The 17,029-nt window shown below is 42.5% G+C and carries 21 protein-coding genes and 1 pseudogene; 7 read left to right on the plus strand and 15 right to left on the minus strand.

What is annotated here, in order from left to right:
- The 3 genes and pseudogenes from G519_RS42700 to G519_RS0111270 form a co-directional block, all read right to left on the minus strand.
- A pseudogene (locus tag G519_RS42700) lies at positions 1 to 466 on the minus strand (hypothetical protein); the annotation flags it as partial.
- A gap of 72 nt (positions 467 to 538) precedes the next feature.
- The gene (trxA, locus tag G519_RS0111265) at positions 539 to 853 is read right to left on the minus strand and encodes a thioredoxin (protein WP_029194765.1); all 315 of its coding nucleotides are present in this window, start codon (positions 851 to 853) and stop codon (positions 539 to 541) included.
- Positions 854 to 995: 142 nt separating this feature from the next.
- Positions 996 to 1,379 (minus strand): MerR family transcriptional regulator, encoded by a 384-nt coding sequence (locus G519_RS0111270; RefSeq protein ID WP_029194766.1) that lies wholly within the window; start codon positions 1,377 to 1,379, stop codon positions 996 to 998.
- Positions 1,380 to 1,588: 209 nt separating this feature from the next.
- Here G519_RS0111270 and G519_RS48895 point away from each other — a divergent pair, with 209 nt between their 5' ends.
- Entirely contained in the window at positions 1,589 to 1,732 is a 144-nt protein-coding gene (locus G519_RS48895; protein WP_084160126.1) for a YqzM family protein, read from the plus strand.
- A 138-nt stretch (positions 1,733 to 1,870) separates the two neighbouring features.
- Here G519_RS48895 and dnaI read toward each other — a convergent pair whose 3' ends face one another.
- From dnaI to G519_RS0111295, 4 genes are all read right to left on the minus strand, one after another.
- A complete protein-coding gene (gene dnaI / locus G519_RS0111280; protein ID WP_029194767.1) occupies positions 1,871 to 2,821 on the minus strand; it encodes a primosomal protein DnaI in 951 nt (316 codons plus the stop codon).
- Positions 2,822 to 2,876: 55 nt separating this feature from the next.
- Complete coding sequence (locus tag G519_RS0111285) at positions 2,877 to 4,397, minus strand: replication initiation and membrane attachment family protein (RefSeq protein ID WP_029194768.1); 1,521 nt, start codon at positions 4,395 to 4,397, stop codon at positions 2,877 to 2,879.
- 328 nt (positions 4,398 to 4,725) lie between these two features.
- Entirely contained in the window at positions 4,726 to 5,601 is an 876-nt protein-coding gene (locus tag G519_RS42705; protein ID WP_064743432.1) for an alpha/beta fold hydrolase, read from the minus strand.
- A 75-nt stretch (positions 5,602 to 5,676) separates the two neighbouring features.
- Positions 5,677 to 5,961, minus strand: coding sequence for a YuiB family protein (locus G519_RS0111295; protein ID WP_029194769.1), 285 nt, complete (start codon positions 5,959 to 5,961; stop codon positions 5,677 to 5,679).
- 191 nt (positions 5,962 to 6,152) lie between these two features.
- Here G519_RS0111295 and hemQ point away from each other — a divergent pair, with 191 nt between their 5' ends.
- Positions 6,153 to 6,899 (plus strand): hydrogen peroxide-dependent heme synthase, encoded by a 747-nt coding sequence (gene hemQ / locus G519_RS0111300; protein ID WP_029194770.1) that lies wholly within the window; start codon positions 6,153 to 6,155, stop codon positions 6,897 to 6,899.
- Positions 6,900 to 7,063: 164 nt separating this feature from the next.
- Here the strand turns inward: hemQ and G519_RS0111305 are convergent, their stop codons facing one another.
- A complete protein-coding gene (locus tag G519_RS0111305) occupies positions 7,064 to 7,345 on the minus strand; it encodes a hypothetical protein (RefSeq protein WP_029194771.1) in 282 nt (93 codons plus the stop codon).
- A gap of 27 nt (positions 7,346 to 7,372) precedes the next feature.
- Positions 7,373 to 8,563, minus strand: a complete 1,191-nt coding sequence (locus G519_RS0111310) for an NAD(P)/FAD-dependent oxidoreductase (protein ID WP_029194772.1) — start codon at positions 8,561 to 8,563, stop codon at positions 7,373 to 7,375.
- 411 nt (positions 8,564 to 8,974) lie between these two features.
- Between G519_RS0111310 and G519_RS0111315 the strand changes: the two genes are divergently transcribed.
- The gene (locus G519_RS0111315) at positions 8,975 to 9,976 is read left to right on the plus strand and encodes an NAD(P)/FAD-dependent oxidoreductase (protein WP_029194773.1); all 1,002 of its coding nucleotides are present in this window, start codon (positions 8,975 to 8,977) and stop codon (positions 9,974 to 9,976) included.
- 309 nt (positions 9,977 to 10,285) lie between these two features.
- On the opposite strand, the gene sda is transcribed toward G519_RS0111315, so the two are convergent.
- Positions 10,286 to 10,450, minus strand: a complete 165-nt coding sequence (sda, locus tag G519_RS48900; RefSeq protein ID WP_409372009.1) for a sporulation histidine kinase inhibitor Sda — start codon at positions 10,448 to 10,450, stop codon at positions 10,286 to 10,288.
- A 330-nt stretch (positions 10,451 to 10,780) separates the two neighbouring features.
- Here sda and G519_RS0111320 point away from each other — a divergent pair, with 330 nt between their 5' ends.
- Entirely contained in the window at positions 10,781 to 10,942 is a 162-nt protein-coding gene (locus G519_RS0111320; RefSeq protein WP_029194774.1) for a hypothetical protein, read from the plus strand.
- A 47-nt stretch (positions 10,943 to 10,989) separates the two neighbouring features.
- Here the strand turns inward: G519_RS0111320 and G519_RS0111325 are convergent, their stop codons facing one another.
- Positions 10,990 to 11,670 carry a glycoside hydrolase family 73 protein gene (locus tag G519_RS0111325; protein WP_036632696.1) on the minus strand — a complete coding sequence of 227 codons (681 nt, stop codon included), beginning with the start codon at positions 11,668 to 11,670 and terminating at the stop codon, positions 10,990 to 10,992.
- A gap of 149 nt (positions 11,671 to 11,819) precedes the next feature.
- Complete coding sequence (locus tag G519_RS0111330; protein WP_029194776.1) at positions 11,820 to 12,098, minus strand: hypothetical protein; 279 nt, start codon at positions 12,096 to 12,098, stop codon at positions 11,820 to 11,822.
- A 291-nt stretch (positions 12,099 to 12,389) separates the two neighbouring features.
- Here G519_RS0111330 and G519_RS42710 point away from each other — a divergent pair, with 291 nt between their 5' ends.
- Positions 12,390 to 13,187: a DUF3888 domain-containing protein gene (locus tag G519_RS42710; protein ID WP_051253332.1), complete on the plus strand. Its 798-nt coding sequence runs from the start codon at positions 12,390 to 12,392 to the stop codon at positions 13,185 to 13,187.
- A gap of 263 nt (positions 13,188 to 13,450) precedes the next feature.
- On the opposite strand, the gene erpA is transcribed toward G519_RS42710, so the two are convergent.
- Together erpA and G519_RS50125 are read right to left on the minus strand one after the other, a co-directional pair.
- Positions 13,451 to 13,822, minus strand: a complete 372-nt coding sequence (gene erpA / locus G519_RS0111345) for an iron-sulfur cluster insertion protein ErpA (RefSeq protein ID WP_029194777.1) — start codon at positions 13,820 to 13,822, stop codon at positions 13,451 to 13,453.
- 132 nt (positions 13,823 to 13,954) lie between these two features.
- The gene (locus G519_RS50125; RefSeq protein ID WP_036632699.1) at positions 13,955 to 14,146 is read right to left on the minus strand and encodes an aspartyl-phosphate phosphatase Spo0E family protein; all 192 of its coding nucleotides are present in this window, start codon (positions 14,144 to 14,146) and stop codon (positions 13,955 to 13,957) included.
- Positions 14,147 to 14,527: 381 nt separating this feature from the next.
- Between G519_RS50125 and mqnE the strand changes: the two genes are divergently transcribed.
- Complete coding sequence (mqnE, locus tag G519_RS0111355; protein ID WP_036632701.1) at positions 14,528 to 15,631, plus strand: aminofutalosine synthase MqnE; 1,104 nt, start codon at positions 14,528 to 14,530, stop codon at positions 15,629 to 15,631.
- Positions 15,632 to 15,675: 44 nt separating this feature from the next.
- On the plus strand, positions 15,676 to 16,740 hold the full coding sequence (locus G519_RS0111360) for an NAD(P)/FAD-dependent oxidoreductase (RefSeq protein ID WP_029194779.1): 1,065 nt from the start codon (positions 15,676 to 15,678) through the stop codon (positions 16,738 to 16,740).
- Between the two features lie 2 nt (positions 16,741 to 16,742).
- Here G519_RS0111360 and G519_RS0111365 read toward each other — a convergent pair whose 3' ends face one another.
- Positions 16,743 to 16,997: a YuzB family protein gene (locus G519_RS0111365; protein WP_029194780.1), complete on the minus strand. Its 255-nt coding sequence runs from the start codon at positions 16,995 to 16,997 to the stop codon at positions 16,743 to 16,745.
- Between the last annotated feature and the right edge of the window lie 32 nt (positions 16,998 to 17,029).

A 17,029-nucleotide genomic window follows, 5' to 3' on the forward strand; every position in this document is an offset into this window, starting at 1 on the left:
ATGGGACATCTTTCGCTTTTTTTGAAATCGTGGAGTGATCAGCTTTTGCCATCCCAGAGGAAGGCATGCGTTTTTCTCCATCACGGTAGCCGTCCCATTGCCCAAGAGCAGCTTGGGACAAAAAAAGAAAGAGATCATAAACTTTGAATTTCCGCCCAGTGTCAACGTATCCGGCTTCTTTGATGAGAGGAAGCACTTCTTCTTTCGGTATAATTGTTTGCAGAATATTCGAGAACATAGTAGACTTTTTCATGAGGTCGCCTTCTTTCGGATGTTTGTAGGGGTACAAACAGTTTACCGAATGAGCGGCCTTTTTCCCTGCCATTTTATGGATAATCAACAGACCTGTACAAAATACAACATTCGTCCATATTTGCCCATCTGCTCGAACAATTGTTGTATTTCGTACAACATAATCGTCGCAATCGTCCCTAATTATAAACGCTCCGCTATTTTCGGAAAACAAAAAAAAGCTCCTTTTCAGCATAGCAGAAAAAGAGCTTTTTCTCACGAACAATTGTTTCTAGTTTGTAACAAATTATTGATGACGAGAAACAACATTTTTCAACGCTTCTTTGGATTGGAAGCCAACTACTTTATCAACTGGCTGTCCATCTTTGAACACGATAAGAGTTGGGATACTCATAACGCCAAAGCGAGCAGCAGACTCTGGATTGTCATCCACGTTTACTTTTGCAATTTTCAAGGACTCAATTTCTTTATCAAGCTCTTCCAAAACGGGAGCGATCATTTTACAAGGTCCGCACCAAGGTGCCCAGAAGTCTACAAGTACTGTACCTTCTCCTTCAACTTCGGTTTTAAAGCTGTTATCAGAAACATTCACGATTGACATGATAGTTCCTCCTTCTAAGAATGGATTTGATTTATAACATCAAGTAGTACCTAGCTACCGATGAACGTCAACATGTAAAGTATACCACACCAGTGGGTCATTTCAACCAAGCCATAAGTTAGCAAAATGGTTGAAGTTGGATCTACTTAGCAGGTAACCCTACAGGCAGCCCCTGGAGTCTTTGCTGCTCGATATAAGCGATACGATCCTTCAAATTGGCTTGCAGCAACTGCAACATCTTCATCTGTTGTTCGATTTCTTCGAGCTTCTCTGTGTAGAGTGGCAGCAAATCATCGCACATCGACTCCTGATTTTTCATGACGCAGTTGAGAAAGCTTTCAATCTGTTCGGTCGTAAAGCCTAAGCTCAAATAAAACTGAATGGTCTTCACGCGCTCAACAGCCATCTGGTTGAATACCCGATATCCGTTTTCTTCACGCTGCGTCGCGATTAGCCCCTTCGCCTCATAATACCGTAAAGAACGAATACTGGCTCCGGTAAGCTTGGATAACTCACTAATCCGCATGGCCTTCACCTTTTTCCTTTTCCTTGATCAAGTAAGGATGATTTTATTGTAAACCATGACACTAGTGTTAGAGTCAAGTCTTATTTAATACTTTCCGCTGCTATCTGTTATTGTTTGCATAATTGTCACTTTGATAAGCTTTACAACTTTCGACGAATTTGGGTATACTAAGCTTAAACATACGAATGTCGGACGTAGGGGGTAACCACATGAGCGATCCTAAACACCCTGAGCTTCACGTGTACGAAGAACCGCGTAATGATTTCATGGATGTAGGTATTGGCTTTGGCGCTTTCTTTGGCTTTTTGTTTGTAATTGCAGCCATTGCAACCGTGATTCAAGTTATGAAATAGGAATGTCCAAGCCTCTAAGAGAGCCGCTTTGCACTCAGTGTGAAGCGGTTTTTTCATCCCGTTTGTTATTAGGAAGAACTTATATTTACTTATGTAGTCAAAAAAGCTGTACAGATGAAAGCATCTGTACAGCTTTTTTTATTTCCCACGCTTGTTCGTACCTGTTACCACAACAACATCGACAAAAGGACGAATACGGTCCATAATCCGCTGTCCCTTGTACTCCTCGTCACCATCTTTGTTCGTGAAGCTGAAATGCTTCTCCAAATCAGAGAGCGCATAATTGGACGTGAAAAAGGTCGGCTTACGATTCATCCGGTGATTCACGATAGCGCCAATCACATGATCTCGCAGCCACGGATTCAAATTCTCCGCGCCAATATCATCGAAAACTAATAGATCTGTTTCCTTCAGAAGATCAATCGTTTCCTTCAGCTTGTAGGGCTCCTGGAACATCCCCTTCAAGTCCTCGGCAAAATCCGGCATATAAACAATTGCCCCTGTCATACCGACTTTGGCCAGCTGATGCAGCATGTAGCCCATCAGGAACGTCTTCCCCGTTCCAAATGATCCGGACAAGTAGAGCCCTCTAGTCTGAAGCCCCTCTTCCATCGTCAGGCTGACGTAGTCGTTAATTTGCATAACGGCTTTCGCCCGATCCAGATCCGTTTCAAGGATATCTCCAAACGAATAGCTCCGGGAAATCATCCGCGGATCCACGTGAAAGGTGCGGATTCGGCTGCTTATGGCATCCTGCAGCTGCTTCGCATTGAACTTCTTGCAAGCCACCTTTTCCTCATGAACAAACGGCTTTTCATTGACGGAGTCGGCTGTTAACATCGTATAATGCCCCGTCATATCATTCGGACAGTTATCTAAACCTGGACAGTTGGAACAGTTTTTGTACTCTGACACATATTGATAAAGCTTGTTCATATTAATCTTAATGGTATAGTCATCGACAAACGGATACTTTTGGCGAAATTTGTGAACTAAAACGTCGTCCATGACAACTTTAATTTTCGCTTCTGCCTTCCGTCTCCATTCGGATTGCGGCATTGATTTGAGTAAGTGAGACAGGGAATCCATGCTTCCTGCACCTCCTTATAATTCTCTTGTACGTTTGTACCTTCGGCTCTAACCCTCAGCTCTTCCGATTAAAGCGCTCGTCCAGCTTCTGCGCCATCCTTCTCGCGGCTTCCAGCTCTTCATCTGTCAGCCTTGAAGCCGCTGCTGTGCCGGCATCCGGCACAACAATTGGAATGTGAGGCTTCTGCGTCTTGCCTTGCCGGCCTCTCGTTACAGAGCCACCGCCAGCTTTAGCGGCCTCCACCTTGGACGCGGCCTTTTGTTTGTAGCTGATTTTCTCACGCACATATTCCACCGCTTGTTCGTAAGTAACAATTTGCTTGCCCAGCATATCCGATGCGACCGCTTCAATCGAAGACTTAGCCCACGAGCGGCGGTCGATATGTAGGAAGTGGATCAAGACATTAATGACTTCCTCTTTCAATCTATAATTCAAATCAATCTTCTCAAAAATATTAAGTACACCGTCCGGGATGGAGCCCTGAGTAAAGAACATTTTCAGAACTGCCGTGTACGGCTCATTTCGCATAATGTAATTGTATTGATGATCTGTACATTCGCCGCGCAGCTGCTGCGGCACTTCTAGGTAATAAGCCATCTCAACTGACTTGTCTCCAGACGTGTCTAGCATATCCTCATTCGCTTCGCCTTGAGACTTCTCTTCCGATCTGGACAACGTGCGCTCTCGTTCCTCATCCCGCTTCTTGCTCTGTCTGTAGAACAGATTCGCATTATACTGCATAAGATCCATCTGCAGCTCGCCCTCTTCGGTGAATGCGCCATCCTCATCCAACAAACGGCATGTTTCCTGAAGCGAAAGGTTGTACTTCTTCGCCACAATATTAATCGCAGCCATCTGATCCGGTTTATGCTTGAGAGCCTCAACGAAAACACGATTACTCGCACCTCGCGGGAACCTCATAATAATATCCGCATACTGGAAGCCTTTGGTGGTCACGTCCATCCGAGCGTCTCCCTGTTTACTGGCCGAGGCCTCATACAGGGCTTGCTCCAGTTCGTAGTCAACCACCTGGGTATTGAGGCGGAATAAATCATAGAACGGAACAGACAGGTTCTCTTCACTCGCGTCACGGCACTCTTCCGGCTCCGGCGAGAGCAGCTCTTCCCGAAGGGAAAGGAGCATGAACTTACCGACCTTATCGCGGAGCAGCAGCGTCAAATGCTGATTGCGGAAAAACTCATTGGGGCCAAGCGGAGGAAACAAGGTGTATACGAAGACATAGTCTTCTTCGCCCGGCAGAAACTTGCGAGTTGTCTGCAGGAGCCCTATGGCTTCTAGCTTCGAAGATTGCTCAATTAAATATTTGCGTCCTCGCTCCCCCTGCTCAAGCTCGAGCAGCAGGAACAGCTTTCGCTGCTGTTCCAGAGGCGAATATCCGACTTTTTCTGCACTCATCTGCAGATAGAGTGCTTGATAGAGACTTATAGCCAATCCGCCGATCATAGGCTGATACATAATGGCTAGCATTTTATAATCCAGACTGCTCAAAGAAAACTCACGGTTTACACAAAACCTGTGGTTCTCGGTGAAATGCAGCATATTCGTCATTCTCATTCCGTTACAGCACCATCCTGCCTCAACCGATTGCAGCTATGTAAGCATCTCGGTTTCTCTCTATTAGTCTACCACAAAAATCGACATGCTTGGTATCTACGAGAGAAAGATAATATTACCTAATATGAAAAAACCAACCTTTCGGATGACAAAATTCCGACAACTTAGCTGTTAGACAGACGCTCCGACTTGTTTTTGTAAGCATTGCACAATCTTTGAACAGTTGGGAATATGATTGCAAAAGAGACTATGAAAGCGTTCAGACATTTTAATACAAAAAAAGAACCTGTTGAGTTTAATCAACAAGATCTTCAACCTATCAGCTTGGTTAATGAAGCGGCAGCTGACTTTCCTGGATATCCTCGCCATACATGGCCGGATTCAGCTTTTTTGCAATCGCTAAGTCCAGCAGCACACGCTGTGTCTGATTATCTTCCAGACTGTCCACCCAAAGGCGGATCAAGTCATTCATCTTTGAAGGGTTTTTAAGTGGAATTTGATGTTTAGCATCCTTGATGAAATAAAGTGAGCTATGCGGCAGCTCTTCATGGAGTATGTTCGCATACCTATGAAATGCGCGGTCCTTTTGACCAAAAATCAATAGGATCGGAAGTTGGATGCCCCGGAGACGACGGGTACAATTGTAAATCATGGACTGTTCAAAATATGGCTTCACATTTTTGGCATCATCACTCACGGAACTTTGGTACAGTTCATGATAAGTAGAAGCATTATCCGCATTCCCAAAGGTGATCGCCTTTTTCAACACATTCATAAAGAGACCAGAACCGGCCATCTGTACTGCGAGCCAAACCCTGCCTTTGTTATAAGGATCAGTTAATTCCGACATCCCGCTAACTACGATTCCCCCAAGGAAACGTTTCGGATATGTGAGGAGCGCTTCCAGCACTAACGAGCCACCTGTCGAATAACCGCACAGGAACACTTTTTCAATACCCAGGAAATCTAGCAACTGTCTTACATCTTCAACAATAAGCGCATAACTAAGTGTACGTTCTGACGACTTGCTCGCGCCGTGCCCCCTAATATCAAAAGTAATGACTTGAAAATGGTCGGAAAGCTGCTCTCTTTGATAAGCAAAAGTTTGTAAGGTCAATAAAGGTGGATGAATAAAGACAATCGGGGTGCCAGTCCCCGTAATCTCATAATTTAATTTGGTTCCGTTCACATGAGCCAAAGGCACAATAGTCTCCTCCGAAAGGTCAATTTAGGTAACTTAACCTTATCATGACCAGTTCTGCCTATTTCTATGAGAACCTTAAAACATTTTGAAGCCTCTAATCCGCAGCGCTTTAATGGCCGATCCGCTTAAAATAGCGCCAACCAAACCACCGATAGCCGGAACAATATCAACAATTGTAAAGCTGTCTCCACTGGAAAGAAAAGACGCCTCTCCGATTGAACCATAAATAACAACACCGATAACCAAAGCAATAAAAGCATACAGTGGAAACCATGTTGTTTTCATTAGCATATTCAAAATAAACCCAATCCCAAAAAATAACACTATCATTAAGACAGTGGCTATGACCATTTGTAACAATGTAAGTTCCCCCTTAGCAATGTAAGAAGCCCGTTCATCAATCTGACTTCCTTATAATTGTAATCCACGAAATGTCACAGGTAAAGTGTACACAAATTGAACATTTCCCTCTTCACCCTTTGTTCATTTGCCCTTTCCCCATGAATTGGATACAATGTAGGGGATATTAGCCCTTGAATGGAGGAAAACCAATGAGTGAAGCCGTACAAACACTGGAAGGCTGGTATGCTCTCCATGATTTCCGTCTGATTGACTGGAATGCATGGCATGCTGCAACCCCGCAGGAGCGTAAGCACGCAACGGACGAGCTGAATACATTTCTGTCTCAGTGGCAGCAATTCGAGAACGATAAACTAGGCAGTACTGCCGTTTATAGCATCGTTGGTCAGAAAGCCGACTTTGTATTCATGCAAATGCGCGAAACGCTAGAAGAACTGAATGAATTAGAAAATACGTTTAATAAATCCAGCTTCGCTGCTTTTACAATCCCGGTCTATTCCTACGTATCCATAGTAGAGTTAAGCAGTTATCTTGCTAAGCCAGGCGTGGATCCTTCAGAAGATCCGGAAATTCAAGCCCGCTTGAAGCCTATCCTGCCTAAATCGAAGCACATCTGCTTCTATCCGATGAATAAGCGTCGCGATGGCAATGACAACTGGTACATGCTCCCTGCGGAAGATCGCAAAACAATGATGCGCAGCCATGGCATGATTGGACGCACATACGCGGGTAAAGTGAAACAAATCATTACTGGTTCCGTAGGACTAGATGATTGGGAGTGGGGCGTAACCCTGTTTTCCGATGATCCACTTCATTTCAAGAAGCTCGTTTATGAAATGCGTTTCGACGAAGTGAGCGCACGTTTCGGTGAGTTCGGCGACTTCTATGTCGGCAACCTGCTGACTCCTGATAAATTTGCTAAATTAATTCAAATTTAAGATATAACTCAAGAGTGAAGGACTCCGTGTCCCTCACTCTTTTTTTGCATGACTGTACAATCAACATTGTGCACATTTTGGGAAAAGGGTAATCAGCCCTTGAAGATGAATGAAGCAAAAAAAGAAAGCCTGCTCAATGAAGAGCGAAGCTTTCTTATCATGAATTATTCCTCATCCTCATCGTCACGCAGAGCAGCCTCTAACTCAGCTTCCATCTGTGCTTTACGAGCTAGATACGCTTCCGTATCACGGTCACGCTGGCGACCTTTTTCCTTCAAGCGTTCAATCGCTGGTAGAATGAGGATATCAATTTCCTTTTGCACAACAGCTACATGATCATAACGTTTCTCAGTCTCTAGAAAGTGACCGACCTCGATCAGGGCATTGTAACGATCCAGTTCATCCCGGGTAAGAAGTCCTCTTACTTGGACACTGCAGTGCCGCATGGCGATCCCCCCGTTACCTAATGATGACTAGAAACGTCCTTTACGTATAACAAGTGGAATTCCGCCAATAATGTAGAGGTATCTCATATCAACCACTTTTTTCATCATGGCTGCAACGTTACCTTTGAGCTTACGGGAACCAACGATACCGATAGCTTGGCCTTTACCTAAGGAAGCAACTGTACCTTTGTTGGAGTATTTGAAAGTTTTCATTTGCGAACCGCGAATGGAAGCAATCAAGTTATGCGCAACAGCTTCACCTTGCTGCATAGCGATTTGAGCTGTTGGAGGGTATGGTCTTCCTTCATCGTTCATCACGATGGAACAGTCACCAACGACATAGATGTTATCGAATCCAGGCGCACGAAGGTGCTCATCGACCTTAATTCTGCCGCGCATCGTTTCGAAGCCAGCTTCATCTAGCATATGGTTACCGCGGATACCGCCTGTCCAAACGACTGTAGCAGCTTTGATGAACTCATCGCCAGCGATCAGAACACCTTCAGGTGTACATTCTTTAATGGCTGTACCGATTTTGAAAGTAATGCCTTTGTCAGTCAAAACTTTCATCGCATACTCAACAAGCTCAGGATCGAATCCTGGCAGCGCCGTTGGAGCTGCTTCAATATTATAAATCTTCACAAGGGAAGGATCTACGTCGAACTCTTTGCAAAGCTGTGGAATACGGTCAGCAAGTTCGCCAATGAACTCGATTCCAGTAAACCCTGCTCCGCCAATAACGAATGTCAGGTAATCTTTGCGATCTGGCTCACGCTTGTACTTCGCGAATTGATACTCAATATGTTCACGAATGAAACGAACGCTATTGATACTGCGAATGTTCAGTGCGTTTTCTTTAAGCCCAGGAATACCGAAAGTTTCAGCTTCGCCGCCAAGACCAATAACCAGGTAGTCATAGGAAAGCGTACCGTCTTCGAGAATAACCTTTTTCTCATGCGGACGGATTTGAGTAACTGTGGATTTCACGAAATCAACTTTAAATTCATCAATCAATTTCAAAATGTTCACGCGTGCATTTTCAGGATTATCCGTTCCTGCAGCAGGCATGTGAAGATGGGTAGTAATGTAATGATAGTCATGTTTGTTTACCAGTGTTACATCGGCTTCATTGTAATTTAGTTCTTTTTGCAAACGAATTGCGGAAAGGATTCCGCCATAGCCTGCTCCTAAAATAACGATCCTTGGTATTCTACTCATTTCTCTCTCACTTCCATATCCGTATTTATAGTCCTATGGTTTCTCTATCTTGTGAAAAATTACACAAACAGCTTCAAAAGTAGTATACTGCCTCTAGTTTGCACTCAGACGCAGCGAATTATGATGAAACAGGATGAAATTAGTCACAACATGCGTAAACCGATTCTCATGATATAATATAATTTTCATAAGTAAATATCAAGTGCTATTTTGCTTTAAAATAAGGCGTACAAGCCCTTCTAGCCTTACCATCCTGTGTAAGCATTATTTATCATATATATAAGCGAATTATATAAAGAAATCGCACTTTCCTGTTTCCTTCAATAGAAGAGACGTTTATAATGAAATAATGATTATGGCAATACATAAATATTTACCACATCAAAAGAACCGAATCGGAGGAGTCTAAGAATGAACGAGAGAGAAACAAATCAAGATATCGTAGATATCATTGTAATTGGTGGAGGCCCAGCTGGAATGTTTGCATCATTCTATGCGGGTATGCGCCAAGCATCAGTTAAAATTATCGAAAGTATGCCGCAGCTTGGTGGTCAGCTTGCAGCTTTATATCCTGAGAAATACATTTATGATGTCGCTGGCTTTCCCAAAGTAACCGCACAAGAATTAGTGGACAACTTGTTAGCCCAAATGAAACACTTTCAGATTAACACTTGCTTGGAAGAGAAAGTTCACCAAGTGATCAAAAAAGAAGAGCGTCTCTTCGAAATAACGACCGACAAAGGCACACACTACAGCCGCGCCGTTATTATTTCGGGTGGGGTTGGCGCATTCGAGCCTCGTCGTCTTGAGTTACCGGAAGCCGCGCAATTCGAGAAGAAAAACCTGCATTATTTCGTTAGCGATTTGAATGCTTTCGCTGGCCAAAAAGTATTAATCAGCGGTGGCGGCGATTCAGCAGTTGACTGGGCTTTAATGCTTGAGCCTATCGCGGAGAAAGTCACACTTATCCACCGTAGAGATAAGTTCCGTGCACATGAGCACAGTGTAGAAAACTTGATGAATTCCAAAGTAAACGTTGTAACTCCAACAGAAATCACTAAACTTCACGGTAGTGACCGCATCGAGCAAGTAACGCTGAAAGATATTAAATCGGGCGAAGAAACTGTACATGAAGTAGACGCTGTTATCATTAACTTCGGCTTCGTTTCTTCCCTTGGACCAATCTCCGAGTGGGGCCTTGAGATTGAAAACGGCTCCATCGTTGTTGACTCCAGAATGGAAACAAACATTCCAGGCATCTTCGCTGCCGGGGATATCACAACTTATCCGGGGAAATTGAAACTAATTGCTGTTGGCTTTGGTGAAGCACCGACTGCGATTAATAACGCTAAAGTCTATATCGACCCTAATGCAAAGCTTTCACCAGGACACAGCAGTAACTTAAAATTTTAATCTTCTTAAATAAAATGGGGTATTCTAAACCTAATCTACGGATTAGGAGGAATACCCCTTTGTCATATATATGTCCGGTTTGCAACGGCCTACAGGAGCTGAATGCCGAGTGTCCTGTTTGTTTACAACAGATGAATGATTGCGGAAAATGGAGTGACTATCTAGGTCCCTACTCTCCCTATCGAGAGATTGATGATATCTCCATGTCAGATGGAACACTAGGCTCGCAGAATAATCAATGTCTTCATCTGGTAAACTGCGCCAACTGCCACACGAATTTTACCATCCAGATAACTTCATAAATAACGTCTAGTTAAGCGGGGTCTCATCCTTGATGAAGACGTGCAGTTTTAAATTACGTCTCTGTATTTCTGCGAGCAACAGGTCAACAAAATCTGATTCCAATCTCAAATCCAATGCTTTGTAATAAGAGTCGATCAACGTTTCGTCACTAATTTGTCTCACTGAAATCACCTTTATTCTATAATTTGTAATTATATTATCATGGGGGCAAAATTAGAACAAGCGTTCCGTTATCCACAGATACCTGTGTATATCCTGTGGGTAGATTGTTAATATGTCCCATAAACGCGCTGTATGGATAGGGGATACTGTGTATAAAGTTATGCACACGCTAAACTGTCCGTCAGCCGATAAAAAAAATTGATCGAAATATCGGGAATATTTTACTCACACTTAACAAATCTTTAAGCTTGTTCACACAATTGAAAAGAAATTTTAATCGTCACTTAATATTCATAGCCTACAATGATAGTAGAAAGACAAAACAAAGGAGCGAAAGACATGATCGTCTACGATATTGTACTAAATGGTGAAATTAAAGAAACGATTAAACCTCGCAAGAACCGTTTGAAAGAAATTTACGCATTTATGCTAGAGCAAAGTAAGCTTATGAAAGCCAAGTATGGTGATAATGTTAAAATTAAAGGCCGCATGGTGTATTAGGGATTAATAACCCGTTATACACTAGCGGCCTTTTTCCTTACATGCCATTAGATGATCCCTTTGCGATGCAGAACCGTTAACAATCGATAGAAATCATAGCTCCCTTTCTCCGGAATATCGATTAATGAGGCTTGGACCGCAGCGTCTAGAGCAGCTTTTGCCCATTGGGGTACGACCTCCATTGCCGCTTGCTCCTCTAGGGAACTAACTCTATTTTGTAATTCTACGATCTGTTCCTGCAGTTTCTCCAACATACGAGCGACCTCCTCATCATAGTGAGTTAAACCATAGGTTTGAATAATCATATTTAGCTTACTTGCATAAGAGGGATCCGTTGCATATCCACTGCTTTGCAATGCTTTCGCTTGCTCACCAGGACTTCTCGCCGATCTGACACTCGCATAACGAGGGGCTCCAAAAAGTAAATCCTGATCACGAAACCCTGCCTCAATCGTAGAATATGCACGAAAATCTCCTGGTACGTTATCATAGCTTATACCTTCAATAACTTCCCATGTTGTTGTTGAAACGCGATCCCCCTGCCAAAAGGGCGTCAACACCCCATTACCAACCTTGTAACCCACTAGATTGTTCCAAGTGTTCCAATTGCCCCCTGTCTCCTGAATGGCTTGCGCGATTCTTACTGAAGGATAGATCGGTGAGTTCTCTATGCGCAGCTTCATTGCAATAGGTGCAATCATCTCAATAAATTCCTGTCTAGTTGCCATGAACACACCTTCTTCTTATTTCTCTAGTAAACTAAACCTTTCAATCTATTCTATTCTCTCAATACTTAAAAGGGTTCCGCTAGTTTTTCATTTTTTGCAAATAATGTAAAAAAGGCTCCCGCAAGTGCAACAATCCTGCACTCGGGGAGCTAATGAATCCAATTCCCAATCAACATCATAAGTAATCCAAATATAGCCGAATACCTCTTAATCGTTCGGTTCGTCTTCGGGTAAAACAACAGCAGCCAAATAATAAATCCAATAGGAATTAAAATACCAACTTTTAAATTGAATGTACCTAAAATGTAATATCCGACTAATTTCAACCCTAAATATCCTTCGTCCTCTTCCCTATTTCTGTAGAACAGCATTAAAACGAAAACGACAACAATTGTAGAAATGATTGAAATATTAAAATTCCAATTCACTTATAGGATTCACTCCTCTCACCAACTGCAGGAACTCCTTTTTATGTATATTGTATCACCTGAAGGTTTGTCTTTACTAAGTTGAAAATACAAAACTTTTCTTATAAAACCAAATCTAATCCAATATGGTAAGGGGGTCAAATTATTGAAGTATTAGTCGATTAGTAGATGGCACACACCTCCCCAGTCTTCCTACACATTCATAGACCATAAGAAAAAGCACCATCGAATGATGATACTATTTGTTCATGTTTTCACCTTTCCTGGGGAGCATAACCATGAGGTGATTAAATGAGAAAACCCTTTGTTATGTTCATATTGTCATTGACTATAGCTACAACGACATTTAATTACGCAGTCCATTCTGAACCACCACAAACAACATCACAAGAAACACAAGAAACGCAAGAAAGACTTATGCACGATACTTTAATAACCTCGCTTTCACCATACATTGATAAAGCCATAACCCAATACTATGGCTATCCAAAACAGTCTGCGTTATTTTGGACAAAAATATTGAATATAAAAAGGGAACAGCAAGGTGGTTATTCTTTCACAGTAAAATTACAAGTACGAACATTTGAACATGCACATTCCTCACCCTTTGGAAATGAAACTATGACTATGAGCGTAAGCCCCTTTGGAGTGAAGGTAATTAGCTATGAACACCAAGGTGATGAATGGGAAATGAAAATAGACAAATTTAAACAGGAACTCCTTGAGGATATTTTTAGAACTTTCAATTTAGATTTATCTTCTTACAAAAAGTATGAGTATAGACAGTTGCAGTATCTAACTGAACAGAGAGATGATTTAAAATCACTATATAGTGTAAATGAGGAAATTAATAATGAATTGAACAAGGACATAAAACCACCATATAAAAACTTCGTAGCCCCATTCACATTTGTGAAAGACGAAAAAGCATACATTTTGTTTAAAAAAACTGACGGTACTAACTTTGTTTATTCGTTGTTGAAGAAGAACGATAATAAATGGATAGTCATAAAAAAGGAAAGTTTGCAAGGTAAGGAGATGCCAAAAGAACTTCTGTGGTATATGTTTAAACGAAAGATTGATGAATGATGATTGAACCCCATCAATTAACGTAAAGGCATAAAAAAAGCACACCCGCTTGGATTGTGACTTAAATGAAACTTCAGAAATGAATTTTTCGTTTCTACGCTCACGTTTTTTAACATAATAAAAAAACCTCCTGAAATGGTGTGTTTTGCGTCACACACAAGTTCAGAAGGCTTCAATTAACAATCCAAAATGGTCACTTTTAGGGTTCCACAATTCATAATCCCTAACCCTTTACGAACACCCATCAAATAACTAAACCCGCATTAAGCCTCGACTTTATCGTCGCATTTCTCAACTAAGCCCTCTTCGTCCTTCACTTTGAAGGAAGAGCCGCAACCACAGGAAGCTACTGCGTTCGGGTTATTGATGGAGAACCCGCCGCCCATGCCTGCGTCCGTGTAGTCAATTTCAACACCGTATAAATACTTGGAGCTATCTTCGTCCACAACGACCTTGAGGCCATGAATGGTGAATACTTTATCGTCATCCTTCTGCTCATCATCGAAGCCCATGCCGTAAGAGAAACCGCTGCAGCCTCCAGCTTTGACACCTAGACGCAAGAACAGGTTCGGTGATTCTTCAGAAGATAGAAGCTCTTTAATCTTATCTGACGCTGATTCACTAATGTTAATCATAACGGAAATCCCTCCCTAAAGTTCTCCTTATGGAAAACTGGCATTATACTAAGTTTTCGTAATGCTTACTAACAAGTATACTCCTATATGAAGCATTGCTCAAGGGCAGCTGCGCAGTCATTCCTAGCCAATTCAGCCATAAACTTTACGGTTATGTCCTATTGCGTAATATTGCAACAGCAATTGATCGAGCTCTCGACTGCATTGCTGCACTTCTGGATGAAGGAAGCCGTACGCCGTACCTAAGGAAACCATTTGGCCTCGTAGCTGTTCTATTTCTATATTTAATCGTTCCTGTAGTTCGGTCACGAATACTTGTATCACGATATAATCACCTTTAGCCCTACGTAATCACATTGCAATAGTATACAGGAATTTGTTAATATTGGGAATAACATTTCCTAATATAGTAGGAAAAATCATGTCCTTTTTTGTATATTGTCAATTTATCTCCATCTAAATGATATTGCCCCTCCCAACACGTAGGTTTATAATGGGATGGATGGATTGCACGTTATAGATGAAACAAAGTATAGCAGAGAGACTTTGAGCTACGCCCAAAGATCCCTATATTAGGTGTGAATTCCTGAACCGAACTGGATGAACAGGTACGCGAGCGTCTCACACCGCTTAACGCATTTGGTCCTTATCTAGCTGAATGCGTCGATTCAGTATGGGCTTTATTTACTATTCAGAGGAGGAATAATGATGAGTGTTGTGACGACAGACCCGGTCAAACGGATGGCCGAAATTGCTGAAAAGGTTGAGAACAATCAACGTCTATCTATGGAAGATGGGCTATTTTTGTATGAATCAGACGATTTGCTAACCATAGGTCAATTAGCGAACAAAGTGAATACGCGAATGAACGGAAACAAGGTTTATTTTGTCCAAAATATGAGTTTGTACTTTACGAATGTGTGCGAGGAGCATTGTGCTTTTTGTCATTTCCGCCGCGACGAAGGTGAAGAAGGCTCATACACACTGACACCTAGTCAAATGTTAGATTATGTAGCTGAACATTTTAATCCAGAAATTAAAGAATTTCATATTAGTCAAGGGCATAACCCGCATTTGCCTTTTGAATATTATGTGGATTGTATTCGCCAACTGAAGCAAGCTTACCCTGACGTTACGATTAAAGCTCATACAGCAGCTGAAATAGAATTTTTCTCGCGTATCAGTGGTCTCAGCTTCCGCGATGTCCTGAAAACGCTAATGGATGCAGGCTTGTCCACGCTTCCAGGAGGAGGAGCCGAAATTCTGACTGAGCGCTACCGGACTAAAATGAAAGTAGAAAAAGCGTCCTCGGAGGAATGGATTGACGTTCATCGTAACGCTCATTTGCTTGGTATGAAAACTCACGCAACGATGCTGTACGGCTCAATTGAAACGAAAGAGGAACGCATTCGCCACATGATGCTGCTTCGTGAGCTTCAAGATGAAACAGGCGGCTTCTTAGTATTTATTCCTAATTCCATTCAACCAGCAAGCAAAAACGCAGGCCTGAAGCAGCGTGTTCCTGCTTGGGATGAGCTGAAAACAATTGCTATTAGCCGCTTGATGCTGGATAATTTCCCACATATTAAGGCTTATTTCATCAACATTGGTACAAAATTGACCCAGCTTTCCTTTACTTTCGGTGCTTCGGATGCACATGGTACGATCGTAAAAGAGAAGATTTCTCATGCTGCTGGAGCATTGTCACCAGAAGGTCTTACACGTGATGAGCTCGTTTATCTTATTAAAGGCGCAGGACGCGTTCCTGTTGAACGTGACACCTTTTATAATGAAATCAGAGTATATTAGTCATACTAGAGAAGAGATATTGTTCAGAAGGGATATTGGATGGAATGAAAAAGTTTGTAATTCTCGGAGGAGGTTATGGCGGATTGACCATAGCCTTAAACATGCTGGAGAAGGATTTACCAGAAGATACACTATTAGTACTAATTGACCGAAGCCCTTTTCAAGGATTAAAAACAGAATATTATGCACTAGCTTCAGGCACGATCGCTGAAACTCATATTCGCGTTGCCTATCCGAACGATCCACGGTTGCTTCTAACATTCGGTGAGGTTTCTAGTGTTGATTTGAACAACAAGCAAATTCTTTTTGAAGATCAAGAACCGCTATCGTACGACTGGCTAGTTATCGGTCTCGGGTGTGTGGATAGTTACCACGGTATTGTCGGTGCTAAAGAGCACTCTTCCAGCATCCAGACTCTTTGTCAGACACGTGCCACTTACCAGCGCATTAACGATATTGCGCCATATGGACAAGTCTCCATTATTGGAGGAGGTCTAAGCGGTGTTGAAATGGCAGCTGAGCTCCGTGAAAGCCGGGCTGATTTGAACATTCGATTAATTGATCGTGGTCCAAGCTTACTTTCAGCTTTCCCGAGCAATCTGCAGCAGTACGTCCGCGAATGGATGACGGAACATCATATTGAACTCCGTCCGGGGGTGTCGTTAGTACGACTAGATGGTGGAGATTTGTACAACGGGGATGAAATTATTAAAACCGATGCTACAATCTGGACAGCAGGCATTCAGCCCAATCCAATCGTTGAGGCATTGAATGTGCCCAAAGATCGCCAAGGCCGTATCCTGCTTAACGAGTATCATCAAATTCCAGATTATCAAGAAGTGTTCGTTGTAGGGGATTGCGCTTCCCTGCCTTTCTCTCCAAGTGCGCAAGCGGCGCAAGCCCAAGGCAAGCAGATTGCCGAAGCCATGCTGTCGATTTGGAAAGGCGATACGCCTCGACTTGGTAAAATTAAACTCAGAGGTACACTGGGTTCACTTGGTAAAAAGGCCGGCTTCGGCATCATGGGTAAACGTACATTAATGACGGGTAAAATTGCTCGTGTTCTCAAAAGCGGTGTATTGTGGAAGTCAAAACGCCACTTCGGGTAAGATTAGTCTCCGAGTAGTTCGTACATCGCTTCTATTTCTTTTATACGTTCTAAAATGCGCTCGTGGAGAGCATCGGCGCTTTCAGCTGCAATGATTTCGCCATTCACTAGCGCATAAGGCTCCATATAGCATTGCCCGCAATTGCCTAGACAGCCGTATTCCATGACGTCGAAGTCAGGGTTTTGTTCTAAAGCTTTCATGACTTTATCAGTTCCATGGTGCATATTACTGGCACAAAACTCAATGATTGGTCTCATTATATAAATTCCACCTTATGTTGATATTCAAG

It is taken from the genome of Paenibacillus alginolyticus DSM 5050 = NBRC 15375, assembly GCF_000422905.1.
In the GTDB taxonomy this organism is placed as follows: domain Bacteria; phylum Bacillota; class Bacilli; order Paenibacillales; family NBRC-103111; genus Paenibacillus_E; species Paenibacillus_E alginolyticus.